Source organism: Chelativorans sp. AA-79, assembly GCF_029457495.1.
GTDB lineage: Bacteria > Pseudomonadota > Alphaproteobacteria > Rhizobiales > Rhizobiaceae > Chelativorans.
Map to the genome: position 1 here is coordinate 690646 of NZ_CP120361.1, position 21402 is coordinate 712047.

22 protein-coding genes and 1 riboswitch are annotated in these 21402 nt (G+C 66.1%); of the genes, 13 read left to right on the forward strand and 9 right to left on the reverse strand.

Annotated features, from left to right (window positions below):
* The first annotated feature begins 170 nt into the window (after positions 1–170).
* The 6 genes from PVE73_RS03520 to groL all read left to right on the forward strand — a co-directional run bounded on the left by PVE73_RS03520 (position 171) and on the right by groL (position 7124).
* The gene (locus PVE73_RS03520) at positions 171–1103 is read left to right on the forward strand and encodes a ring-cleaving dioxygenase (RefSeq protein WP_277365619.1); all 933 of its coding nucleotides are present in this window, start codon (positions 171–173) and stop codon (positions 1101–1103) included.
* Between the two features lie 3 nt (positions 1104–1106).
* Positions 1107–1754, forward strand: coding sequence for an alpha/beta hydrolase (locus PVE73_RS03525; protein ID WP_277365620.1), 648 nt, complete (start codon positions 1107–1109; stop codon positions 1752–1754).
* Positions 1735–2031, forward strand: coding sequence for a GNAT family N-acetyltransferase (locus PVE73_RS03530; protein WP_277365621.1), 297 nt, complete (start codon positions 1735–1737; stop codon positions 2029–2031). Before PVE73_RS03525 ends, PVE73_RS03530 begins: the two co-directional genes overlap by 20 nt.
* 156 nt (positions 2032–2187) lie before the next feature.
* Positions 2188–4803 (forward strand): TIGR02302 family protein, encoded by a 2616-nt coding sequence (locus PVE73_RS03535; RefSeq protein WP_277365622.1) that lies wholly within the window; start codon positions 2188–2190, stop codon positions 4801–4803.
* 277 nt (positions 4804–5080) lie between these two features.
* On the forward strand, positions 5081–5395 hold the full coding sequence (locus tag PVE73_RS03540) for a co-chaperone GroES (protein ID WP_277365623.1): 315 nt from the start codon (positions 5081–5083) through the stop codon (positions 5393–5395).
* Positions 5396–5495: 100 nt separating this feature from the next.
* Positions 5496–7124, forward strand: coding sequence for a chaperonin GroEL (gene groL, locus PVE73_RS03545; protein WP_277365624.1), 1629 nt, complete (start codon positions 5496–5498; stop codon positions 7122–7124).
* Between the two features lie 138 nt (positions 7125–7262).
* Here groL and PVE73_RS03550 read toward each other — a convergent pair whose 3' ends face one another.
* The 3 genes from PVE73_RS03550 to PVE73_RS03560 all read right to left on the reverse strand — a co-directional run bounded on the left by PVE73_RS03550 (position 7263) and on the right by PVE73_RS03560 (position 8712).
* Positions 7263–7628: a response regulator gene (locus PVE73_RS03550; protein ID WP_277365625.1), complete on the reverse strand. Its 366-nt coding sequence runs from the start codon at positions 7626–7628 to the stop codon at positions 7263–7265.
* A gap of 57 nt (positions 7629–7685) precedes the next feature.
* Positions 7686–8228, reverse strand: coding sequence for a hypoxanthine phosphoribosyltransferase (gene hpt / locus PVE73_RS03555; RefSeq protein ID WP_277365626.1), 543 nt, complete (start codon positions 8226–8228; stop codon positions 7686–7688).
* Between the two features lie 148 nt (positions 8229–8376).
* Complete coding sequence (locus PVE73_RS03560; protein ID WP_277365627.1) at positions 8377–8712, reverse strand: hypothetical protein; 336 nt, start codon at positions 8710–8712, stop codon at positions 8377–8379.
* A gap of 194 nt (positions 8713–8906) precedes the next feature.
* On the opposite strand from PVE73_RS03560, the gene ftsE reads away from it, so the two are divergent.
* The 4 genes from ftsE (at position 8907) to PVE73_RS03580 (ending at position 12238) form a co-directional block, all read left to right on the forward strand.
* On the forward strand, positions 8907–9566 hold the full coding sequence (gene ftsE, locus PVE73_RS03565) for a cell division ATP-binding protein FtsE (protein ID WP_277365628.1): 660 nt from the start codon (positions 8907–8909) through the stop codon (positions 9564–9566).
* Positions 9567–9618: 52 nt separating this feature from the next.
* Positions 9619–10548 carry an ABC transporter permease gene (locus PVE73_RS03570; protein ID WP_277367330.1) on the forward strand — a complete coding sequence of 310 codons (930 nt, stop codon included), beginning with the start codon at positions 9619–9621 and terminating at the stop codon, positions 10546–10548.
* Positions 10549–10718: 170 nt separating this feature from the next.
* The gene (locus tag PVE73_RS03575) at positions 10719–11345 is read left to right on the forward strand and encodes a YdcF family protein (protein ID WP_277365629.1); all 627 of its coding nucleotides are present in this window, start codon (positions 10719–10721) and stop codon (positions 11343–11345) included.
* Between the two features lie 86 nt (positions 11346–11431).
* Positions 11432–12238, forward strand: a complete 807-nt coding sequence (locus PVE73_RS03580; RefSeq protein ID WP_277365630.1) for a 1-acyl-sn-glycerol-3-phosphate acyltransferase — start codon at positions 11432–11434, stop codon at positions 12236–12238.
* Between the two features lie 10 nt (positions 12239–12248).
* On the opposite strand, the gene PVE73_RS03585 is transcribed toward PVE73_RS03580, so the two are convergent.
* Positions 12249–12791, reverse strand: a complete 543-nt coding sequence (locus tag PVE73_RS03585; RefSeq protein ID WP_277365631.1) for a gamma-glutamylcyclotransferase — start codon at positions 12789–12791, stop codon at positions 12249–12251.
* A gap of 63 nt (positions 12792–12854) precedes the next feature.
* On the opposite strand from PVE73_RS03585, the gene PVE73_RS03590 reads away from it, so the two are divergent.
* A complete protein-coding gene (locus PVE73_RS03590; protein WP_277365632.1) occupies positions 12855–13835 on the forward strand; it encodes a DUF2125 domain-containing protein in 981 nt (326 codons plus the stop codon).
* 709 nt (positions 13836–14544) lie between these two features.
* Here PVE73_RS03590 and PVE73_RS03595 read toward each other — a convergent pair.
* Both PVE73_RS03595 and hisC read right to left on the reverse strand, forming a co-directional pair.
* Complete coding sequence (locus tag PVE73_RS03595; RefSeq protein ID WP_277365633.1) at positions 14545–15489, reverse strand: prephenate/arogenate dehydrogenase family protein; 945 nt, start codon at positions 15487–15489, stop codon at positions 14545–14547.
* 3 nt (positions 15490–15492) lie between these two features.
* Positions 15493–16593 (reverse strand): histidinol-phosphate transaminase, encoded by a 1101-nt coding sequence (hisC, locus tag PVE73_RS03600; protein WP_277365634.1) that lies wholly within the window; start codon positions 16591–16593, stop codon positions 15493–15495.
* Positions 16594–16673: 80 nt separating this feature from the next.
* A riboswitch (SAM riboswitch) is annotated at positions 16674–16751 on the forward strand.
* A 54-nt stretch (positions 16752–16805) separates the two neighbouring features.
* Here hisC and metA point away from each other — a divergent pair.
* Positions 16806–17744, forward strand: a complete 939-nt coding sequence (gene metA / locus PVE73_RS03605; protein ID WP_277365635.1) for a homoserine O-succinyltransferase — start codon at positions 16806–16808, stop codon at positions 17742–17744.
* 31 nt (positions 17745–17775) lie between these two features.
* Here metA and PVE73_RS03610 read toward each other — a convergent pair whose 3' ends face one another.
* Entirely contained in the window at positions 17776–18846 is a 1071-nt protein-coding gene (locus PVE73_RS03610; protein WP_277365636.1) for a nitronate monooxygenase family protein, read from the reverse strand.
* A 1-nt stretch (position 18847) separates the two neighbouring features.
* Positions 18848–19618, reverse strand: a complete 771-nt coding sequence (locus PVE73_RS03615; RefSeq protein WP_277367331.1) for a class I SAM-dependent methyltransferase — start codon at positions 19616–19618, stop codon at positions 18848–18850.
* Positions 19619–19719: 101 nt separating this feature from the next.
* On the opposite strand from PVE73_RS03615, the gene gloB reads away from it, so the two are divergent.
* Positions 19720–20487 carry a hydroxyacylglutathione hydrolase gene (gloB, locus tag PVE73_RS03620; RefSeq protein ID WP_277365637.1) on the forward strand — a complete coding sequence of 256 codons (768 nt, stop codon included), beginning with the start codon at positions 19720–19722 and terminating at the stop codon, positions 20485–20487.
* Positions 20488–20490: 3 nt separating this feature from the next.
* Here gloB and PVE73_RS03625 read toward each other — a convergent pair whose 3' ends face one another.
* A complete protein-coding gene (locus tag PVE73_RS03625) occupies positions 20491–21384 on the reverse strand; it encodes an EamA family transporter (RefSeq protein ID WP_277365638.1) in 894 nt (297 codons plus the stop codon).
* Between the last annotated feature and the right edge of the window lie 18 nt (positions 21385–21402).

Below are 21402 nucleotides of genomic sequence, written 5' to 3' on the forward strand. Positions count from 1 at the left end.
AAGGCCTCGCTCCAGCGGGGCCTTTTCATTTACCGGGCATAAAAAACCTGCCACTGTCTTTGCCAGGTGGACAGTGCATCTTTGAAGCGTGCCTTTCGCCGTGGCGCCCCGGAGTCCATCTATCGGGCAACAGGGTGGCGCGAGATGCGCGCCGCCAAGGAGGCGACACAATGCTCGACACCATCGAAGGCATTCACCACATCACATCCATGGCGCGCGATGCGCCGGCGACCGATCATTTCCATACCGCCGTGCTGGGCCTGCGGCGTGTCAAGAAGACCGTCAACTTCGACGCGCCCGACGTCTACCACCTCTACTACGCCAACCGGAGCGGACAGCCCGGCACGGTGCTTACCTATTTCCCGTTCCCGAACATCGCCCCCGGTGTGCGCGGAGCGGGCGAGGTCGGCACCACCGTCTTCTCAGTGCCCGAAGGCAGTCTCGGCTATTGGGAGAAGCGTCTGGCGGAGAATGCTGTGGGCGGCATCCGGCGCGAGAGGGTCTTTGCAGAAGACCGGCTTCTTTTCGACGGCGTGGATGGCGACGGCTTTGCCCTCGCGGCGGTGGCGGGGGATGCGCGCGAGCCCTGGACCGGCGGCGGCGTTCCGGCCGGCGAGGCGATCCGCGGCTTCCATTCCGCAACGATGCTGCTCCGTGACGGCGCGCCTACCCGCGAACTCCTGGAGATGATGGGGTTCAAGGAGACCGGCCGCGAGGGCAACACGCTCCGCCTGGAGCGTGCGGGAGGCAACGGCGCGGTGATCGTGGACATCGTGACGGACCCTGCGGCGCCGCCCGCCCGCCAGGGCGCCGGCTCGGTGCATCATATCGCCTTCGCTGTGCCGGATGCTGCTGCGCAACGAGACGTCCGGGAGGCGCTCGTGAACGAGGGCTTCCACATCACGCCGGTGATCGACCGCGACTATTTCCTGTCGATCTATTTCCGGGCGCCGGGCGGCGTGCTTTTCGAGATCGCCACCGACGATCCGGGATTCGCACGCGACGAGGATCTGGAGCATCTGGGCGAAGCCTTGAAGTTGCCGCGCCAGCACGAGCACCTGCGGCCCTATCTGGAATCCCATCTTCCGGCGATCGGGGGCTGAGCAATGGCGGCCGATGCCTACAGGCACCTTGCGATGTCGGCTGGTCCCGGCCGGCCGCTTCTCTTCCTCTTCCACGGCACGGGAGGAGACGAGCGGCAGCTCCTGTCCCTTGCGGGCGACGTGCTTCCCGGTGCCGGGATCGTGGCGCCGCTGGGCGACGTAAGCGAGCACGGGGCGCCGCGTTTCTTCCGCCGCACGGGTGAAGGCGTCTACGACATGGACGACCTTGCCCGCGCGACGGAGAAGATGGCGGGCTTCGTCCGCGCCCATGTCGCGGCGGAGCGGCCGAGTGCGGTGCTCGGCCTCGGATATTCGAACGGGGCGAACATCCTCGCCTCTGTCGTGTTCGCAGATCCCGCATTGTTCGATGCCGCCGTGCTGATGCACCCGCTCATCCCTTTTGAGCCGCGTTTCTCCTCGGCGCATGCGAGGACCAGGCTGCTTCTGACCGCGGGCCGTCACGATCCGATCTGCCCGGCCGCGCTCACCGGCAGGCTCGTCGCCTATCTGGAGGCGGCCGGCGCCGCGACCGAGCTCGTCTGGCACGAGGGCGGCCATGAATTGCGATCCAACGAGGTCGATGCCGCAAGGGACTTCCTTGCTCCCTATGGCGGCGGCAAAGGAAAGAGAGATGCCAATGAGCGCGATTGAGATCGCCCGCCAGGATTTCGGCAACAAGGGCCGCTACGTGCACGCCGCCGACCGCGACGAGGCGGAGATGACCTTCGTCAGGATCGGTGCAAGCCAGATCATCATCGACCATACCGAGGTGCCGTCGCGCTTCCGCGGCCAGGGCGTCGGCGAGGCGCTGGTGTCGCACGCCGTCGAGGATGCCCGGGAGAACGGGTGGAAGGTCGGGCCGCTCTGCCCCTTCGCCGCCGCCCAGTTCCGACGCCATCCCGAGTGGAGCGACGTTCTGGCGACGTGACGTGCGGGAGCGTTCCGCAACAGCTTCTTTCCCAACGTCATTGTGAAGAGCGTTTCCGCAAAGTGTGGCGGCGTCGCCTCGCCTTTGCCGTGTTTGATGCTATCTTAAGCTAGGGCGTGCCTTGCGCGGTTCGCCCTGGACCCCTGGAAAGGATCGATGGCTGAACCCCGCCCCACCAACGGCCTGAAACCCGGACTTGTCGGCCGCCTGCGGCGGACCCGGGCCGTCGTGCACTGCGCGATCATCGTTGAACGGCTGTGGCCGATCCTCTTGCCGCTTTTGGTGCTGGCGAGCCTCTTCCTGAGCCTGTCCTGGTTCGGCGTCTTCCGCATCCTGCCCGATTGGGGGCGTTTCGGCATTCTGGGGATCCTCGGCGCCGGTGCGGTCGCCAGCCTCTGGCTCTTCCGCGGTTTCCGCGCCCCCACCCCGGGCGAGGTCGATCGTCGCATCGAGCAGAGAAATCTTCTGGAACACGCCCCGGTCTCCACGCAGACGGACCGCCTCGCCTCGCGGGAAGACGACGCATTTGCCGCCGCGCTCTGGCGCGAGCACCAGAAACGCATGGCGGAGCGGCTGTCGCGGCTCAGGGGCGACCTGCCGCGAACATCGGTTCCCGAGCGCGATCCGCTCGGCTTGCGGGCCGTGGCGGCGCTCCTTTTCGTGACCGCGCTCGCCTATTCCACCGGACCTTACGGCGGCCGCATCGCCGATGCGTTGCAGCCGCCGGCGGCGAACGGGCAGACGGCCTCCGCACGCATCGATGCATGGGTGACGCCGCCGGCCTATACACGCCGGCCGCCCGTCTTCCTCACCGCCGATGCCAATCGCGAGCAGCAGGCTTTCAGCGTGCCGGAAAACAGCACGGTCGCGGTTCGTGTCAGCGGTGGATCGGGCGATGAGGCCCTGACCTTCATGGATGCTTCCGGCACCGAACAGCCGATCGCGCCGGAGGAGGGGACCAGTGAGGATGCTGCCGCGGCGGCGCAGACCGGCGCGGCGGTGCGTTTCTCGCATATCCTGGCCGCCGACGGCGTCATGAGCCTGCGCAGCGGCGTCCGCGAACAGCAGAACTGGCGCTTCTCGGTCATTCCCGACGAGCCGCCGCAGATCCGTTTCGTGGAGGATCCGAAGCGGGCGGTGAACGGCGCGCTGGAACTCGCCTACGAAATCGAGGACGATTACGGCGTGGCGAGCGCGGAGGCCAGGTTCGTGCCGACCGAGGCCGATCCAGACGCGCATCCGCTGTTCGAGGCACCGGAAATGCCGCTCACCCTGCCGCGCGGGGGCGACCGCAAGGCGGCCAAGACGTCGCGCGACCTGACTGAGCACCCATGGGCAGGCTCCGAGGTGGAGCTCTCTCTGTCCGCGACCGATGCGGCCGACCAGACGAGTGAGAGCGAGACGAAGAGGTTCAGTCTGCCGGAGCGGATCTTCACCAATCCGCTCGCCCGTTCGGTGATCGAACAGCGGCGCGTTCTGGCGCTCGACGCCCAGAAGAAACCGCGTGTGCTTTCCCTCATGGACGCCGTGCTTCTGTGGCCGGAAGAGACCTTCACAGAGCCGACGCACTTCCTTCTCCTCTCGGCCGTGCGCTCGCGCCTTTCCGGCGCGCGGAGCGACGATGCGCTGCGCGATGTGGTGAACGAGCTTTGGGAGATCGCGCTCATCATCGAGGACGGCGACCTCACCGCCGCCGAAAAGCGTCTGCGCCAGGCGCAGGAGGCTTTGAAGCAGGCGCTGGAGAACGGCGCCAGCGACGAGGAGATCGCGGAGCTGATGCAGGAGCTGCGCGAGGCGATGCAGGAGTTCATGCGCGAGTTTGCCGAGCGCGCCATGCAGAACCCACAGATGTCGCAGAACCCGAACATGGAGATGCTTAGCCAGAACGATCTGGAGCGCATGCTCGATCAGATCGAGGATCTCGCGAGATCGGGCGCGCGCGACCAGGCGCAGGATCTGCTCTCCCAGCTCGAAAACATGATGAACAACCTGCAGATGGCCCAACCCCAGCAGGGTCAGGGGCAGCAGCAGTCGGAGATGCGCCAGCAGATGGACCAACTGGGCGAGCTCCTGCGCCGCCAGCAGGAACTCATGAACGAGACCTTCCGGCTCGATCAGCAGCAGCGCGGTCAACAGGGCGAGCAAGGGCAACAGGGTCAGCAAGGCCAGCAGGGACAGATGGGCCAGCAAGGCCAGGGACGGCCGCCCGGCCAGGGACGGCCGCCCGGCCAGGGACAGGGCCAAGGTCAGGGCCAGGGCCAGGGCATGTCCCCGGAGGAACTCGCCGATGCCCTGCGCGGGCTGCAGGAGGGCCAGGGCGGGCTCCGGCAGGACCTGGAGAGCCTGATGGAAGGGCTGCGCGGCCTCGGCATCGAGCCCGGAGAAGGATTCGGCGAAGCGGGTGAAGCCATGGGCGAGGCCGAGGGCGCGCTCGGCGAAGGTCAGGGCGAGCGGGCCGTGGGCGAGCAGGGCCGTGCGCTCGAAGCACTGCGCCGCGGCGCCCAGGACATGATGAACCAGATGCAGGCCATGCAGGGCGAACAGGGCGGCCAGGGCCAGCAGGGCACCCGCCAGGGCAATTTCGGGCGCGACCCGCTGGGCCGTCCGCGGGCGACGACCGGGCCGGATTTCGGTGACGACGTCCAGGTGCCGGACGAGATCGACCGGCAGCGCGCGCGAGAGATCCTGGATGCGATCCGCCGCCGTCTCGGCGATGCTCTCAGTCCCGAGCTGGAGCGCGAATATCTGGAGCGCCTCCTCGATATGCAGTGAAGGCGCGCGGCGCCATCGCCGCACCGACCCGCTTCGCGGGCGCCTCTTTGCCGCGTGCGAAGGCGGGGACACACCCGTCCCAAGGTCGCAGGCATACCCCCCAATGGAAATCTTTTTGGCACTCGCAAGGGATGAGTGCTAATTTTTCCTTGCAGACCTCTTGAAGCTGGATTCAGGCACAACCAAATTTTTCGCGCGCGGCGCCATGACGGGCCGCGTACCGCGCCGGCGGGCCGGCGCGGGAGGTGCTTCGAAACTGTTTGTCCAGGAGGAAGACATGAAGTTCCGTCCTTTGCATGACCGCCTGCTTGTCCGCCGCATCGAGGCGGAGGAGAAGACGGCGGGAGGGGTGATCATTCCCGACACCGCGAAGGAGAAACCGCAGGAAGGCGAGGTGCTGGCCGTCGGCCCCGGCGCTCGCGACGAGAAGGGCACGCTCGTGCCTCTCGAGGTGAAGGTCGGCGACCGCATCCTGTTCGGCAAGTGGTCCGGCACGGAAATCCGGCTGCAGGGCGAGGATCTCCTCATCATGAAGGAAAGCGACGTGCTCGGCATTCTCGACCAGGAAGCCGAGGCGAAGAAGGCCGCCTAGCGCATCGGTCCGAAAATCGGAGCGATTTTTCGGAAAGCCCGATGCGCAGAACGAAAGAGTTCTTCCATCAGTCGAATGCTGCCTATGAAGGAGTGTTGAAATGGCTGCCAAAGACGTGAAGTTCCATGCCGATGCCCGCGAACGCATGCTCAAGGGCGTCGATATCCTCGCCAATGCCGTAAAGGTCACCCTCGGTCCCAAGGGCCGCAACGTCGTTCTCGACAAGTCCTTCGGCGCTCCGCGCATCACCAAGGATGGTGTGACGGTCGCCAAGGAGATCGAGCTCGAGGACAAGTTCGAGAATATGGGCGCGCAGATGGTGCGCGAAGTGGCGTCCAAGACCAATGACGCCGCCGGCGACGGCACCACCACCGCGACCATTCTCGCCCAGGCCATCGTAAAGGAAGGTGCCAAGGCGGTCGCCTCCGGCATGAACCCGATGGACCTGAAGCGCGGCATCGACAAGGCGGTCGCCGCCGTCGTCGAAGAGCTCAAGAAGAACGCCCGCAAGGTCACCCGCAACGACGAGATCGCCCAGGTCGGCACCATCTCGGCCAATGGCGATCAGGAGATCGGCCGCTTCCTCGCCCAGGCGATGGAAAAGGTCGGCAATGAGGGCGTCATCACGGTCGAGGAGGCCAAGACCGCGGAGACCGAGCTCGAAGTGGTGGAAGGCATGCAGTTCGACCGGGGCTATCTCTCCCCCTATTTCATCACCAACCAGGAGAAAATGCGTGTCGAGCTGGATGAGCCCTATGTGCTCATCCACGAAAAGAAGCTTTCGAACCTCCAGTCGCTGCTTCCCGTGCTCGAGGCCGTGGTGCAGTCCGGCAAGCCGCTGCTCATCATCGCCGAGGATGTCGAGGGCGAGGCGCTCGCCACGCTGGTCGTCAACAAGCTGCGCGGCGGCCTCAAGGTTGCCGCGGTGAAGGCGCCGGGCTTCGGCGACCGCCGCAAGGCCATGCTGCAGGATATCGCGATCCTGACAGGCGGTACGGCCATTTCCGAGGACCTCGGCATCAAGCTCGAGAATGTCACGATCGAGATGCTCGGCCGCGCCAAGAAGGTGGTGATCGAGAAGGAGAACACCACGATCGTGGACGGCGCCGGCTCCAAGGCCGAGATCGAAGGGCGCGTGGCGCAGATCAAGGCGCAGATCGAGGAGACCACCTCCGACTACGATCGCGAGAAGCTGCAGGAGCGTCTTGCCAAGCTCGCCGGTGGCGTCGCGGTGATCCGCGTCGGCGGGTCGACCGAGGTCGAGGTGAAGGAGCGCAAGGACCGCGTCGACGACGCCATGCATGCCACCCGCGCAGCCGTCGAGGAAGGCCTTCTGCCCGGCGGCGGCGTGGCGCTGCTGCGCGCGTCCAAAGCGCTGGACGCCGTCAGCGGCGAGAACGAGGACCAGAAGGTCGGCATCAACATCGTGCGCCGCGCCATCGAGGCCCCCATCCGGCAGATCGCCGAGAATGCGGGCGCGGAAGGCTCCATCATCGTCGGCAAGCTGCGCGAGAAGTCCGAGTTCGGCCATGGCTGGAACGCGCAGACCGGTGAATATGGCGACCTCTTCCAGATGGGCGTCGTCGATCCGGTGAAAGTGGTGCGCACCGCGCTGCAGGATGCGGCTTCCGTCGCGGGCCTGCTGATCACCACGGAGGCGATGGTGGCCGACCGGCCGAAGAAGGAAACCGCCCCGGCGATGCCCGCCGGCGCCGGCATGGATTTCTGAGCCGGCTAAATTTATCGTGCATCGGGCGCGGCCGCCCTCCGGCCGCGCCTTTTTTCTTCGTGCTTGAAGACACCATGCTCCCAACACCCCCTCTGGCCGGCAAGGCTATAGAGGGGGCCTGTTCTTCAGTATCCCGCGTCAAGCCGCCAGGGCCTTGCCCACGCGATCGCGGATCTCGGCCAGTGAGAAGGGCTTGTTGACCACGCCCAGCACCGTGCCGTCCAGTTCGGCCGCACGCTCCTGCTGGTCGGCGAAGCCGGTCATGAGCAGGAGCTTGAGGCCGGGGAAGGTCTTGGCCGCCGTGCGCGCCATCTCGATCCCGTCCATGGCGGGCATGCGGATGTCGGACAAGACGAGATCGAAGGCGCCGGACGCCTTCTCGATCTTGTCGAGCGCATCGGCCCCGTCCTCCGCCATGTCCACCATGTGGCCGGCGGCGGCGAGAGCGCGTGCGGTGAATGTCCGGACCGAAAGGTCGTCGTCAACGATCAGAAGCTTTGCCATGGGGCGATTGTCTCCGGCAATTGTTGACGTTCGCTGAACGGAGCGCAAGAAGCCGCCTCAGGCGTCGCCTTTCACGACACCCACGAAGGGCAGTTCGCGGAAGGCATGCGCCACGTCCATTCCGTAGCCGACCACGAAATAGTCAGGGCATTCGAACCCGACGAAATCGGCTTCGAGGGTCGCCTGCCGCCGCGAGCGCTTGTCGAGCAGCACCGCGATCGAGACGGACCTCGCACCGCGCGAAAGCATGAGGTCGCGCGTGAATTTCAGCGTCTTTCCGGATTCGAGTATGTCGTCGACAAGCAGGATGTCGCGCCCGCTCACGTCGTTGTCGATGTCGCGCAGCACCTTGACGTCGCCGCTCGTGGTGCCCGCGCCGTAGCTCGAGATCATGATGAATTCGACCTCGGGCGAGATCCCCGCGTCATGCATGGCGCGGATCAGATCGGCGGCGAAGATGAAGGAGCCCTTCAGGACCGAAACCACGAGCAGGTCGTGGTGGTCGCGCGCGGCGATTTGTTTGGCAAGTTCCAGATTGCGCTGCGCGATGGCGGACGCCGAGTAGAGGACCTCGATTTGCTTGCCACGGACCACAGGCATCGTGCGGCTTGCTCCCTGAAGGTGACTGCAACAGATTTCCCGCCATCCTTAGGAACGGCCGGAAGCATGGAGAAGGCGACATGCCCGCCCGCCGCGAGCGGTTGCCCGCTTGTCCCCAGGAAATAATGCGCAATGCGGCCGTTGTCGCTCAAAATATCGTCGCAGCCTGGCCGAACGCCGCATGCCCGCCGCTGACCCAGAACGCGCCGGCCACGAGCAGGAGCGCGCCGATCCAGAGGATGGCCCGGCCGGCACGGGAAGGATCGCGGGGAAGCCCCCTGCCGCGCCGGAGGATCTCGAGGCCCGCCACGCCTGCCGGAGCACCCGCGGCCGGTAAGCCGGACCGCCTCCCGGAGGCTCTCACCAGCGTCTCGAATTCCGCGTCGAGAATGCTGTCGTCCTTGCCGTGCGGATCAGCCCGGCGGGTGGAAGCAGCACTCACGAGAAGCTCGCCCGAAACGGGGCGCAGTCCACTTTTTCCCATCGGGGCAGAACCGTTTTCCGCTGATCTGCGCCGTTTGTAGGCCGCAGTGGTTAATGTTTCACGATTTCGCTGTTTTCGCCTGGATGTTAATCGGGCATTAACCATAAAAGCCAAAGGTGGTTCGCGCGTCTCGGGCCGCCGTCATCGTCGCCGCGGCTGGTTCATCCGCTCCGAAAAAGCGCAGGTCAGTACACGTGATTCGCTTCGAGAATGTGGGCTTGAGATACGGGATGGGCCCGGAGGTGCTCCGTGACGTCTCGTTCCAGCTGCCGGAGCGGTCCTTCCAGTTCCTGAGCGGCCCTTCGGGTACGGGCAAGACGACGCTGCTCAGGCTCCTCTTCATGTCGCTCAAGCCCACGCGCGGGCTCATCACCATTTTCGGCAAGGACCGTTCGCGCATCACGCGCGAGGAGCTACCGCTCCTGCGCCGGCGCATCGGCGTCGTGTTCCAGGATTTCCGCCTCCTCGACCACCTCACCACCTATGAGAACGTGGCCCTGCCGCTGCGCGTGCGCGGACGGGAGGAGGCGGGCTATCGCAGCGACGTGGTCGAGCTGCTGAAATGGGTCGGGCTCGGCGACCGCATGCACGTCTTCCCGCCGGTGCTTTCGGGCGGCGAAAAGCAGCGCGCCGCGATCGCCCGCGCGCTGATCGAGCAGCCGCAGATCCTGCTCGCCGACGAGCCCACCGGCAATGTCGATCCGCAGCTCGCCCGCCGCCTGCTGCGTCTCCTGATCGAGCTCAACCGCCTGGGCACCGCCGTGGTGATCGCGACACATGACGTGGGGCTCATGGAGCAGGTCGATGCGCGCCGGATGATCCTTTCGGGCGGAAGGCTTCAGATCTATGATTAGGTCGATGGCCGCCAGGGACCAGGCGATCCGCCTCGTGGAGAAGGTCGGCGTCATGAAGCGACAGGCCGCTGCGCGCCGGGCGCGCAGGCAGAACCCGATCGTGCCGCCCGACAATGTCGCCGGGCGGGCGATGGTGCTCGTCATCGCCATCATGACCTTTCTCTCCTGCCTCACGCTCGGCGCGGTCACGCTGGTGCGCGACACCGCCGCTGTCTGGCAGACGCAGATCGCGCGCGAGGCGACGATCCAGATCAAGCCCGTGGAGGGGCTGGACATGGAGGCCGCGCTGGCGGATGCACGGCACGTGGCCGCCGGCTATGCGGGCGTGCAAAGCGCCAGCATCGTCGATCGCCAGGCCACCGCGCGGCTCTTGGAACCCTGGCTCGGACCGGGCCTCGACATCGACGAATTGCCGGTGCCGCGGCTCATCATCGTGACGATCGATCCGGCGGAGCGGCCGGATTTCGCGGCGATGCGGGCAGAGCTTGCCGGGGCGGTGCCGAGCGCCATCCTCGACGATCACCGCACCTGGGTCGACCGGCTGGTGGCCATGGCGCGCACCACCGTCACGATCGGCATCGGCGTTCTCGTCCTGATGCTGTCTGCGACCGCGCTCACGGTCATCTTCGCGACCCGCGGCGCGATGGCCGGCAACGGGCATGTGATCGAGGTCCTGCACTTCGTCGGGGCGGAGGCGCAGCTCATCGCCCGCGAGTTCCGCCGCCACTTCCTGCTGGCCGGTTCGCGCGGTGCGGCCGCGGGCGGCGTGGCCGCGGTCATCGTGTTCGTCATCTTCTCCTGGTGGTCGTCGCACAATGTCGCCACGCCGGAGGGAGACCAGGCCTCCGCCCTGTTCGGCAACTTCTCCATCGGGCTGTCGGGCTATCTCGGCGTGGGGCTTGTGGTGGTGCTCATCGCGGTTTTGACGGCGGCCACCTCGCACATCACGGTGATCACCTATCTCAGGCGCATCGAGACATGACGGCTCAGCAATTCTCACGAGCCGATTCGTGCGGTAACGCTTTGTGCTCCAACGCAAGCCGCGCGGACTCGCCCTTGCCGCAATTGCAGGTTACCTATGGGAAGATGACGGGAATTGCAGTCTCACAATTGGGCAGTGGCCTGCGCCGCCCACGCCGCGCGAGGGTGGCCTTGCGCGCTCTCACCGCCGGTTTCCTCCTGTCCTGCGCGGCATTCGTCACCGGTTTCGCCTTCTTCGCCGATCACGTCGCGCGCCTGCAGGCGCCGGCTACGCTCAATCCCGCCGACGGCATCGTGGTGCTGACGGGCGGCCAGTCGCGCATCGATACAGGCATGGACCTGCTTGCGGCGGGGAAGGGCAAGCGCCTGCTCATCAGCGGCGTCAACCCGATCGCCCGCGCCGACGATCTGAGGCTTGCGACCGGCGGCGACCGCACCCTGTTCAACTGCTGCGTGGATATCGACCGGGCTGCCCTCAACACGATCGGCAATGCCCAGGAAAGCGCGAAGTGGGTCAGCGCCAATACCTTTGGCAGCATCATCGTCGTCACGAACAACTACCACATGCCGCGCAGCCTGCTCGAAATGCGGCGGATCCTTCCCAAGGCCGATCTCCAGCCTTATCCCGTGGTGAACACACCGCTCGACGACGGCGCCTGGATGAGCGATCCGGACGCGCTCAGGGTGCTGGTCACCGAGTATGCCAAGTATCTCTACGCCCTCGCGCGGGGCCTCCTGCCGGCGAACAGCGCGGCCGAGTTCCCTGGCACCGTCAGCGCGGCCGTGGCACACAAGTAAGTTCTTCCCATTCTGCTCTTTACAACGGGCCTGCTTGCGGTAACCAACGGCTGGCGGCGCCGTCCGCGTCTTGTTCGGGATCCCGCATGCTGTATCTCCGCTCCCTGGCCTTCAATTTCGTCTTCTATGCGAATCTCGTCGTCCAGATGATCTTCTGGACGCCCCTCTACTTCCTGTTGCCGCGCAAGAAGGCGTGGTTCGTGCCGAAGGTCTGGGCCGCGTCCTGCCTGTGGCTGCACCGGGTTATCGCGGGCACGCGGGCGGAGATCTCCGGCATCGAGAACCTGCCGCAGGGCTCCTGCATCATTGCTCCCAAGCACCAGTCCTTCTGGGACACCATCGCCTTCCTGCCCTGGATTCCCGATGCGCTCTACATCTTGAAGCGGGAGCTCATGTGGATTCCGCTTTTCGGCTGGTACGTCGCCAAGATGCGCATGATCCCCATCGACCGCGGCAGCCGTTCCAAGGCGCTCCGGCAGGCCGTGAAGACCGGCCGGGAGCTGATGAAGGAGAACCGTCAGCTTATCATCTATCCCGAGGGCACCCGCCGCCCGCCGGGCGCGGAGCCCGCCTATAAATACGGCATCGTGGAACTCTACGCCCAGCTCAAGGTGCCGGTCGTGCCGGTCGCGCATGTGGCCGGCCTTTACTGGCCGCGGCGGAAATTCCTGCGCTATCCGGGCGTGATCCGCGCGCGCTTCCTGCCGCCGATCGAGCCCGGCCTTACGCGCGAGGCGTTTCTGGAGCGTCTCGTCCGCGAGACCGAGGCGGCCTGCGACGCACTGCTCCTGGAGGCGGCGAAAGGGCCGAACCCGCCGCCCTTGCCTGAAACGGCGCGGAAAAGGCTCGCGGAGCTTGGCGCAGCAGTGGAGTCCGAGGCGGCCCGGGGCTGAGAGGCTCCAATCAGAGCGTCCGGCGCTCCGGCGCCGAGGGCGCAATACGCTTCGCCACCACCTCCAACCAGTGGTCGCGAATGCCGAGCGCTTTCAGATGGTCGACCGTGTTGATCACATAGTCCTCATTGCGGCCCGACTGCCCGACGGCGCCCGAGACCCGTGCGGCCGCCTGTTCGGGCTCCATGCGCCCGGCATATTGCGGGTGGGCGCGGTCGACCACATAGGTGAGCCCTTCGACGATCGGCCCGCCTTCCAGCCTGATGGGCAGGCGGCGCTCGAGATAGACATTGGTCACCAGTTCGCGCTCGCGCAGATAGGCGATGACCTCGTTCGCGAGTTCGCCCGGAACGGAAAAGGCCAAGCCAAGGCAGGAGCCGCCCCTGTCGAGGCCCAGAACGAGCCCCGGCCGGTCCGGCGTGCCGCGATGCACGTGGGAATGCACGCAAAGTGCGCGGCGATAGCCGAACAGCCGCGCCTTGCGTGTTTCCACATGGGCAAAACCCGGGCGCCACATGAGAGACCCGTAGCCAAAGACCCAAAAATTGTCCATTTCCCCTGACTTCTGCCTTGATCGTGCTGGGCGGGAACTGATTCGGTTAGCGGGAGCAACGGTATGGCGTCAAGGACAAGCTCGCGTTTCGGCCGGCGCATCCTGTGGCTAGCAATCGCGATCGTCCTGGTCTGCGCGGCTTACACCGGTGCCTGGTTCTATGCGGCGCGCATGCTCGAATCCCGTGCAGTCGCCGTTCTGGAGAAGGTGAACGGAGGCGGTGTGCGCGCATTCTGCGAAGAGCCGCAGGCGAGGGGCTTTCCCTTCCGCATCGGCCTTTTCTGCAAGAGCATCTTCTATGAGAACATCCATGACGGCGTCTCCGTCCGCGCAGGGCAGCTTCGGTCCGCGGCCCATGTCTACCAGCCCTTCCGGGTGCTGAGCGAGGTGGACGGCCCCGCTTCCATCATGACGCCCTTCACGGTCCCCTTGCGGGCGCAGTGGGGAAGTTTGCGCGCCAGCACCAGGCTCACGCGCCCTCTGCCGGAAACCGTCTCGGTAGAAGGCAAGGCCGTTCGCGTCTCGGCGGAGGAGGGTGGCGGGACGCTGCTCGCGGAGATGGACGACCTTCAGGTGCATGCCCGGCAGAGGGAGGCCGATCTCGAAGCCGCGCTCAGCTTCCGCAATCTCCGGGTGGGCGAGGAGATCGTGACCGGTCTTCCGGCGCTCGAGGGCAGGATGCTCTTGCTCGTGACCGATGGTGTTGCGCTTGTCCAGAACAGGACAAGGAGCCTGCGCGGGCAGTCCCTCACCATCGAGGAGATGGTTGTCGGCCTCGCCGGCCAAAGGGCGGAGGTCTCGCTTTCCGGCCCGATCTCGGTTGATGATGAAGGACTGATCGATGCCGAGCTGTCCGTCGGCATCGATGATCCTGCGGCGGTCGCGGAGCAGGTGGCCCGGATCTTTCCCGATGAGCGCGACCAGATCATGGCCGCTTCCGGCATGGTCGGAGGGTTCGCGGGCGCACCGCTTCAGATCCGCATCGTGAGCGGCAGGATCTTTCTCGGCTTCATCCCGCTCGGCACCATCCCGCCGGTCGACTAGCCAGGCTTCATCTGTCAGCGGTGCAGCACCGCGCTTCTGATTTGGCGTCAGAAGGGGCGGGAGACCCAGCCATGGGAATAGAAATCGCCCCTCCGGAATTTTTCTCACCCGCCAACCCTCTGTTCCCACTCGCTATTCGCTGTTTCGCCACTCGCTCATCGCACTCTTTTTCTCCCCATCCCCTCAGCCCGTATTATTCTTTCCCCATCGCTCTCGCGGGAACCGGATGCGCACCGGGTGTTCGGGAGGGCGGCGGAAACCTCCCTCCCCAGGATCGGAACCTGGGGATCCGAGGGCCCGCGACAGGCCGGCGGTGCCGGGGCGGTGGGTGTGAGACGCCGTTTCCGGAAAAACGGATGCTGGTGAGAGACGGCATCGCGGAAACCGCGGAGAAGCCGCTAGGGCTCTCCTTCGGCCCGGCCAAGACCACCCCCTTCATTGGGTGCAGCCGGGAAGGAGAAGGGTCCGAGTGATCGGCCGAGGTCGGGACAGACTCCGGCGGGGCGCATTGGGAGCGCCTTTTTTATTTTTGTGGCGCGAACGGTGCGCCCCGCTTCCCAAACCAATCAATGGCCAGACGCGAAAGCGGGCGTGGCGACGGTGAGGCACGGCTTGATGTTCGGATCACGGAAACGACGACGCGAAGGAGCGGCACCGCGAAGTGAGGCGGCGCCCGATCGACCGCGCGTCGTGCGGCCGGCCGCAACGCCTAATCGCCTTCGAGCTTCGGCGGGTGAGCGACGACCTGCCGGCCGAAATCCGGCGCGTCCACTTCCTGGCCGGCCTCGATGATGGAGCGGCGGACCGCACGGGTGCGTGCGAAGAGTTCGAACAGCTTTTCGCCGTCGCCCCAGCGGATGGCCCGCTGCAAGGCGGAAAGGTCCTCGGAGAAGCGCGCCAGCATCTCCAGTATGGCGTCCTTGTTGTGCAGGCAAACGTCGCGCCACATTGTGGGATCGGAGGCGGCGAGGCGGGTGAAGTCGCGGAAGCCGGAGGCCGAGTATTTGATCACCTCTGACTTGGTCACCGTCTCCAGGTCGTCCGCGGTGCCGACGATGTTGTAGGCGATGATGTGCGGCAGGTGCGAGACGATGGCGAGCACCATGTCGTGGTGCTCCGGGTCCATGCGGTCGACCCTCGAGCCGCAGCGCTCCCAGAACCGGGTGAGGCGTTCGAGAGCCTCCTCGTCCGTTGCCGGAAGGGGGGTGAGGATGCACCAGCGTCCTTCAAAGAGTTCGGCGAAGCCTGCATCCGGGCCGGAATGCTCGGTGCCGGCGATCGGATGGCCGGGAATGAAGTGCACGGTGCCCGGCAGTTTCGGCGCCATCTGCTGGATGACGGAGGATTTCGTCGAGCCCACATCGCTCACGATCGCGCCAGGCTTGAGCGCCCCCGCGATCTCCGCGGCCACGTCGCCCGAAGCTCCCACGGGTACGGAGACGATCACCAGATCGGCATCGGTCACGGCCTCGGCAGCCGAGCTGAAATATGCGTCGCCCAGGTCGAGCGCGCGGGCGCGCGCCAGCGTCTCCGGGTGCCGTGTCGAGATGGCGACAGTCCCTGCCAACCCCTCCCGGCGGACGACGCGTGCGATCGACGAGCCGATCAGCCCGATGCCGACAAGGGCGATCTTGTCAAAAAGCGGGTCGGCCACGGCTCACCTGCCCAGGAACTCGGCGAGGGTGGCGATCACGCCGCGATTGGCCTCCTCGGGCCCGACGGTGAGTCGCAGGGCGTTGGGAAGCCCGTAGCCCGCAACCCGGCGCAATATATAGCCGCGTGCGGTGAGAAACGCGTCCGCCTCCTCGGCCGTCCTGCCGCCGTTTTCCGGGAAATGGATCAGCAGGAAATTGCCCACGCTCGGCGTCACGCGCAGCCCGAGCTTGGTGATCTCGTCGGTCAGCCACGTGCGCCAGGTTTCGTTGAAGGCGACCGCCTGCTCCACATGCGCCTTGTCGCGGATCGCGGCCGCGCCCGCCTCGATGGCGATCGCGTTGACGTTGAATGGGCCGCGCACGCGATTGACCGCGTCCACCACATGGGCCGGCGCGTACATCCAGCCGATGCGCAGGCCGGCAAGCCCGTGGATCTTGGAAAAGGTGCGTGTCATGACGACGTTTTCGCTCGAAGAGACGAGCTCGACGCCTGCCTCGTAGTCGTTGCGGCGGACATATTCCGCATAGGCTGCGTCGAGCACCAGCAGCACATGCCTGGGCAGGCCGGCCCGCAGGCGCTTCACCTCGTCCACCGGCAGGTAGGTGCCGGTCGGATTGTTGGGATTGGCGAGGAAGACGATCTTCGTACGCTCCGTCACCGCCGCCAGGATGGCGTCGACATCGGCGCGCTCGTCCGTCTCCTCGGCCACGACCGGCACGCCTCCCGCGGCCAGGATCTGGATCTTGTAGATCAGGAAGCCATGCTCGGTGAAGATGCCCTCGTCGCCGGGCTTCACATAGGTCTGCGCCAGCAGGCCCAAAAGCTCGTCCGAGCCGTTGGAGCACAGGATGTTCGCGGGATTGAGGCCGTGCGCCTGCGCGATCGCCTCGCGCAGCTTCGTGGCGGAACCGTCCGGGTATCGGTCAAGATGCCGGCTCGCCTCCCGGACCGCTTCCAGCGCGGCCGGCGAGGGGCCGAGCGGCGTCTCGTTCGAGGAGAGTTTCCAAACCTTTGCCGCGCCGGGCACGCTTTCGCGGCCGGGAACATAGGCGGCGATGTCCATGACGCCGGGCTTGGGCTGCGGACGGTCGAGCGAAGTCATCGGGCAGTTCCATTAGATCGAGGCCGCTTGCTTTAGCCCATGAACTGCGTTGACGCAAAGGGTCGGCCGGCTTAAATACTCGATAACTCCGTGGTGATTTGGCCGGTCGGCTTGCAGCCACGTTAAAGAAGTCGCTAAAAGGCCGTTGCGTATATGTTCGCAAGGACCGGCCGCGATTTCGCCGCCGGTCTTTTTGTTTTGGAGCCTGTGTGATGCCAATCAAGATTCCCGACCAGCTTCCCGCCCGTGAAGTGCTTACGCGCGAGGGCGTATCCATCATGGATGAGGAGACGGCGCTGCGTCAGGACATCCGCCCGCTTCAGATCGGGCTCCTCAACCTCATGCCCAACAAGATCCGCACGGAAACGCAGTTCGCCCGCCTGATCGGCGCCACGCCCCTGCAGGTGGAACTGACGCTGGTGCGCATCGGCAACCACAAGGCCAGGAACACGCCCGAAGAGCACCTCATCTCCTTCTACCAGACCTGGGAGGAGGTCGCGGCGCGAAAGTTCGACGGCTTCATCGTCACCGGTGCGCCCGTGGAGCTTCTGCCCTTCGAGGACGTCACCTACTGGGACGAACTGGCGCGCATCTTCGATTGGACGACATCCAACGTGCATTCCTCCTTCTTCATCTGCTGGGGGGCGATGGCGGCCGCCTGGCATTTCCATCGCATTCCGAAGCACAAGCTCGAGAAAAAGGCCTTTGGCGTGTTCCGGCACCAGAACAACGCTCCGGCCTCCCCCTACCTTGCCGGCTTTTCGGACGACTTCTCCATTCCCGTCTCGCGCTGGACCGAGGTGCGCGCGTCCGACATTCCCACAGGGGTGGGTCTGGAGCTGCTCATGGAATCGGATGTGACCGGCCCCTGCCTGCTGACGGAAAAGACCGGCAACCGGCTCTACATGTTCAATCACATCGAATACGACTCCACCTCGCTCAAGGAGGAGTATGATCGCGACGTGGCCGCCGGCGTGCCGGTCGAGGTGCCGCACGCCTACTTTCCGGAAGACGACCCAAGCCGTCCGCCGCTCAACCGCTGGCGCTCGCACGCCCATCTGCTCTTCGGCAACTGGATCAACCAGGTCTACCAGACCACGCCATACCGCCTGGAGAAGATCGGCACGAGCTTGCAACTGGCCTTGTCCTGAGCGGTCGGGCAGCGCTCGCCGCGCGGCAGCTTCAAGAGCCTCGGAGGAGGGCTGCCGCGTCCTGCATGATCGATGTCGTCAGCTCTTTCGCCGGCATCGGTTTCGCCAGCGCCGCCGCCTGCCCGGCCCAGAGCGGCGAGAAATCGCCGGAGCCTGAGCCCTCCGCCGCCTTGCGCAGCGGCATCACCGCGGTGGTGGCCAGAGGAAAGGCGGGTGCCTCGGCGCTGATCGGGCCCACCTCGCGGACGATGCGGTTGACGAGTCCGCGCGCTGGCCGGCCGGTGAAGACGTTGGTGAGCACCGTGCGGTCGTCACGCGCCCTGGCGAGAGCTTCCCGATGCGCCGGCCCGGCCAGCGCTTCCGGAGACTGCAGATAGGCCGTGCCGACCTGCACTGCCGAAGCCCCGAGCATGAAGGCCGCCGCAACGCCGCGCCCGTCGGAGATGCCGCCCGCGGCGATCACGGGCACGGACACCGCGTCCACCACCTGCGGCACCAGCGCCATGGTTCCCGGCTGCGTGGCGATATCGTCCTCCAGGAAGATGCCCCGATGCCCCCCGGCCTCGGCGCCTTGGGCGATGATGGCGTCGCAGCCGCGCTCCTCCAGCCAGCGGGCCTCGGCCACGGTCGTAGCGGAGGAGATGATCTTCGCGCCCGTCTCCCGCACGCGGTCGAGCAACGCCTCTTCGGGCAGACCGAAATGGAAGCTCACCACCTCCGGCCGGCACTCCTCGACAATGGCGCAGGCTTCCTCGCTGAAGGGATTGCGGCCGCCGCCCGCGGGTGGGGACTCCGGATCGAGGCCGAATTCGGCATAATAGGGTGCGAGCCGCCTGCGCCAGCCCGCTTCGCGATCGGGGTCCGGCTCCGGTGGCGTATGGCAGAAGAAATTGAGGTTGACAGGTCTGTTCACGCGTTGACGCATGATGCCGAGTTCGGTGCGGATCTGGTCCGGCGAGAGCATGGCGCAGGGAAGCGAACCGAGCCCGCCTGCTTCGGCAGCCGCGATCGCCAGTTCCGCGCCCCCTGAGCCGGCCATGGGGGCGAGGAGGATTGGCTGTTCGATGCCGAACAGATCGAGTATCCGCTGATCACGCCACATGTCATCCACCCTTCTTGTCCAGATTGGCCGTGATGCCGCCGCGGACGCGCGTCGCCCCCTGCGGGCTCAGCACCGGCACCAGCACCCGGCGCGCGCGCCGTGCCTTGGCGGGCAGGCCTTGATAAAGACGCTTCTCCGCCTCCACCACCAGCACGCCGGCGAAAAGCGGCCAGAAGCGCCGGCCCGCCCGCTCCAGCACTTGGTGCAGCCGCATGACCCAGCGCCGCCGCGCCGGGGGAAAATGCAGCGTATCCGCCCAGGCGCCGGGCGTGAAATTCGCCTCGCGCAGGAGTTCGACGAGCTGGGCGCGCGAGTAGGGGCGCCCGGTGCCGAAAGGCGTGTGCTCGAAGCGCGCCCAGATCCCGCGCCGGTTCGGCACGACGAGGACGATGCGTCCACCCGGCGCCAGCACGCGCCAGAGCTCGATCAGCATCTGGCGCGGGTTCTCAGCGTGCTCCAGAGCGTGAACCACCAGAACGCGGTCCACGGTGGAGTCGGCGAGCGGGAGTTCCTCTTCATCGACGAGGGCGGTCGCGGCCGGCCGGCCCGCCGGCCAATGGATGGCGCCCTGGCGCGCGGGCATGAAGGCGAAGACGCGCTCGGCATCGCTGCCGAAGCGGTCCAGCCAGGGAAGGGCATAGCCGAGGCCGACGAGCCGCTCGTCCGGCAGCTTGGCCCAGATGGACGACAGGGCCATGGCGATGGAGCGTTCGGCAAGCTTTCCGAGCAGGCTCGCATAGAAGGCCCTGAGGTCCACGATATCGGTGTTCATGATAAGAGGGTAAGCATGGTCGGCCATCGCCGCAAGGAAGTCTTTCGGCGGGTGACAACGGACGATCGAAACTCTATGTCTGACCCCATACGGAGGTGACGATGACGCTCGAAATCGAACAGTTCATGTGCCGCAGCGATAATTTCGGCATCCTCATGCGCGATACGGAAAGCGGCATCGCCGCACTGGTGGATGCACCGGAGGAGCGGCCGATCCTGGAGGCGGTCGAGCGCACGGGCTGGAAGCCGTCGCTGCTCCTGATCACCCATCACCACGTTGACCATGTCGAGGCGAATCTGGCGCTCAAGGAGCGTTTCGGGCTCACCATCGTCGGGCCGGCCAAGGAGGCGGAAAAAATTCCTGGCATCGACCGGCAGGTGAAGGAGGGCGACGTGGTGCGCGTCGGCAAGCAGGAGGCGCGCGTCATCGAGACGCCGGGGCACACGGCCGGCCATATCACCTATCATTTCGCGGGTGCGGGCGTCGCGTTCACGGCCGACACACTCTTCGCGCTCGGCTGCGGCCGGCTCTTCGAGTGCAAGCCGCCGGTGATGTACGAATCGCTGAGGAAGCTTTCCGAACTGCCGCTCGAGACCGTCATCTATTGCGGCCACGAATATACCGAGTCCAATGCGCGTTTCGCGCTTTCGGTCGATCCTACCAACTCGGCGCTCAAGGAGCGGGCGAAGACAATCGAGGCACTGCGACGCGAAGGCAAGCCGACATTGCCCACCACGCTGGCCGATGAGATGGCCACCAATCCATTCCTGCGCTGGCACGACACGATCATCCGGCGGAATCTCGGCATGGAGAACGCTGCGGATGCCGAGGTCTTTGCCGAAATCCGCAAGAGGAAGGACCTCTTCTAGCGTTCAAGCCGCCGCGTCGCCGGCAACCGCCGGCTTCCGGCGGAAGATCATATTCTTGGCGGCAAGCGCGGCGCCGCCGGTGATGAGCAGGCAGGCCGCGAGAATGCTGGCGGCCGGTTCGGCCTGGCCGGCGGCGATCAGGATGAGCGTGGAGAGCAGTGGTGCCGCGTAGCTCGCGGCACCCAGAACCTGGATATTGCCGTGCTTCACGCCGTAGTCCCACGCGTAGAAGGCGGCGCCGACCGGCAGAAGGCCGAGGCCGAGCACCGCGAGCCACTCGCCTGCATTCGCCGGCCACACGGTCTCCTCCAGCGCGAGGTGGCAGAATGCGGAGAGGATGGCGGTAGCGGCGCAGAACCAGGTGACGATGCTGGTCGGCACGGCCTGGAAGCGGCGCGAGAGCAGCGAATAGCCGGACCAGAAGAGTGCACAGCCGCCCGCTGCCGCATAGCCCAGCGCGTAGCGGCTGTCGAAGGTGAAGCCGCCACCCTTGGTGATGATGAGGAACGTGCCGAGAAGGCCGAGGCAGGCGCCGGTGATGTGATGCCAGCCGAGGCGCTCTCCGGGCATCAGCGCCGAGCCCAGCACGATGAGAAGCGGCCAGAGATAGGCGATGAGGCTCGCCTCGACAGCGGGCGCGTTCCTGAGCGCGGTGAAATAAAGGAAGTGGTAGCCGAAGAGGCCGCCGATGCCGACGAGCCAGACCACCGGAGGAACCTTCTCGTGTCTGCGGAAAGCCGGCGAGGCCGCCCGCGCGGCAAGCCCGACGCCGGTGCCGACGGCAAAGGTGATCGCGGAAAGCTGGAAAGGCGGCACCTGGCCGGAAGCCGCCGTCATCAGCGCCAGGAGCGCCCACATGGCGACAGCCGAAAAGCCGATCAATGTGGCACGCGCCATCCTCTCCCTCCGCCGGAC

What these genes read in the sequence shown, in the direction of transcription:
- PVE73_RS03530 (WP_277365621.1), top strand. Translation starts at nt 1,735, where the DNA reads ATGCCAATGAGCGCGATTGAGATCGCCCGCCAGGATTTCGGCAACAAG.
- PVE73_RS03535 (WP_277365622.1), top strand. Translation starts at nt 2,188, where the DNA reads ATGGCTGAACCCCGCCCCACCAACGGCCTGAAACCCGGACTTGTCGGC.
- PVE73_RS03625 (WP_277365638.1), bottom strand. Translation starts at nt 21,384, where the DNA reads ATGGCGCGTGCCACATTGATCGGCTTTTCGGCTGTCGCCATGTGGGCG.
- PVE73_RS03550 (WP_277365625.1), bottom strand. Translation starts at nt 7,628, where the DNA reads ATGGCAAAGCTTCTGATCGTTGACGACGACCTTTCGGTCCGGACATTC.
- PVE73_RS03570 (WP_277367330.1), top strand. Translation starts at nt 9,619, where the DNA reads ATGAAGCGACAGGCCGCTGCGCGCCGGGCGCGCAGGCAGAACCCGATC.
- PVE73_RS03615 (WP_277367331.1), bottom strand. Translation starts at nt 19,618, where the DNA reads ATGAACACCGATATCGTGGACCTCAGGGCCTTCTATGCGAGCCTGCTC.
- hisC (WP_277365634.1), bottom strand. Translation starts at nt 16,593, where the DNA reads ATGACTTCGCTCGACCGTCCGCAGCCCAAGCCCGGCGTCATGGACATC.
- PVE73_RS03525 (WP_277365620.1), top strand. Translation starts at nt 1,107, where the DNA reads ATGGCGGCCGATGCCTACAGGCACCTTGCGATGTCGGCTGGTCCCGGC.
- PVE73_RS03590 (WP_277365632.1), top strand. Translation starts at nt 12,855, where the DNA reads ATGGCGTCAAGGACAAGCTCGCGTTTCGGCCGGCGCATCCTGTGGCTA.
- groL (WP_277365624.1), top strand. Translation starts at nt 5,496, where the DNA reads ATGGCTGCCAAAGACGTGAAGTTCCATGCCGATGCCCGCGAACGCATG.
- gloB (WP_277365637.1), top strand. Translation starts at nt 19,720, where the DNA reads ATGACGCTCGAAATCGAACAGTTCATGTGCCGCAGCGATAATTTCGGC.
- PVE73_RS03585 (WP_277365631.1), bottom strand. Translation starts at nt 12,791, where the DNA reads ATGGACAATTTTTGGGTCTTTGGCTACGGGTCTCTCATGTGGCGCCCG.
- PVE73_RS03580 (WP_277365630.1), top strand. Translation starts at nt 11,432, where the DNA reads ATGCTGTATCTCCGCTCCCTGGCCTTCAATTTCGTCTTCTATGCGAAT.
- PVE73_RS03540 (WP_277365623.1), top strand. Translation starts at nt 5,081, where the DNA reads ATGAAGTTCCGTCCTTTGCATGACCGCCTGCTTGTCCGCCGCATCGAG.
- hpt (WP_277365626.1), bottom strand. Translation starts at nt 8,228, where the DNA reads ATGCCTGTGGTCCGTGGCAAGCAAATCGAGGTCCTCTACTCGGCGTCC.
- metA (WP_277365635.1), top strand. Translation starts at nt 16,806, where the DNA reads ATGCCAATCAAGATTCCCGACCAGCTTCCCGCCCGTGAAGTGCTTACG.
- PVE73_RS03610 (WP_277365636.1), bottom strand. Translation starts at nt 18,846, where the DNA reads ATGTGGCGTGATCAGCGGATACTCGATCTGTTCGGCATCGAACAGCCA.
- PVE73_RS03520 (WP_277365619.1), top strand. Translation starts at nt 171, where the DNA reads ATGCTCGACACCATCGAAGGCATTCACCACATCACATCCATGGCGCGC.
- PVE73_RS03560 (WP_277365627.1), bottom strand. Translation starts at nt 8,712, where the DNA reads ATGGGAAAAAGTGGACTGCGCCCCGTTTCGGGCGAGCTTCTCGTGAGT.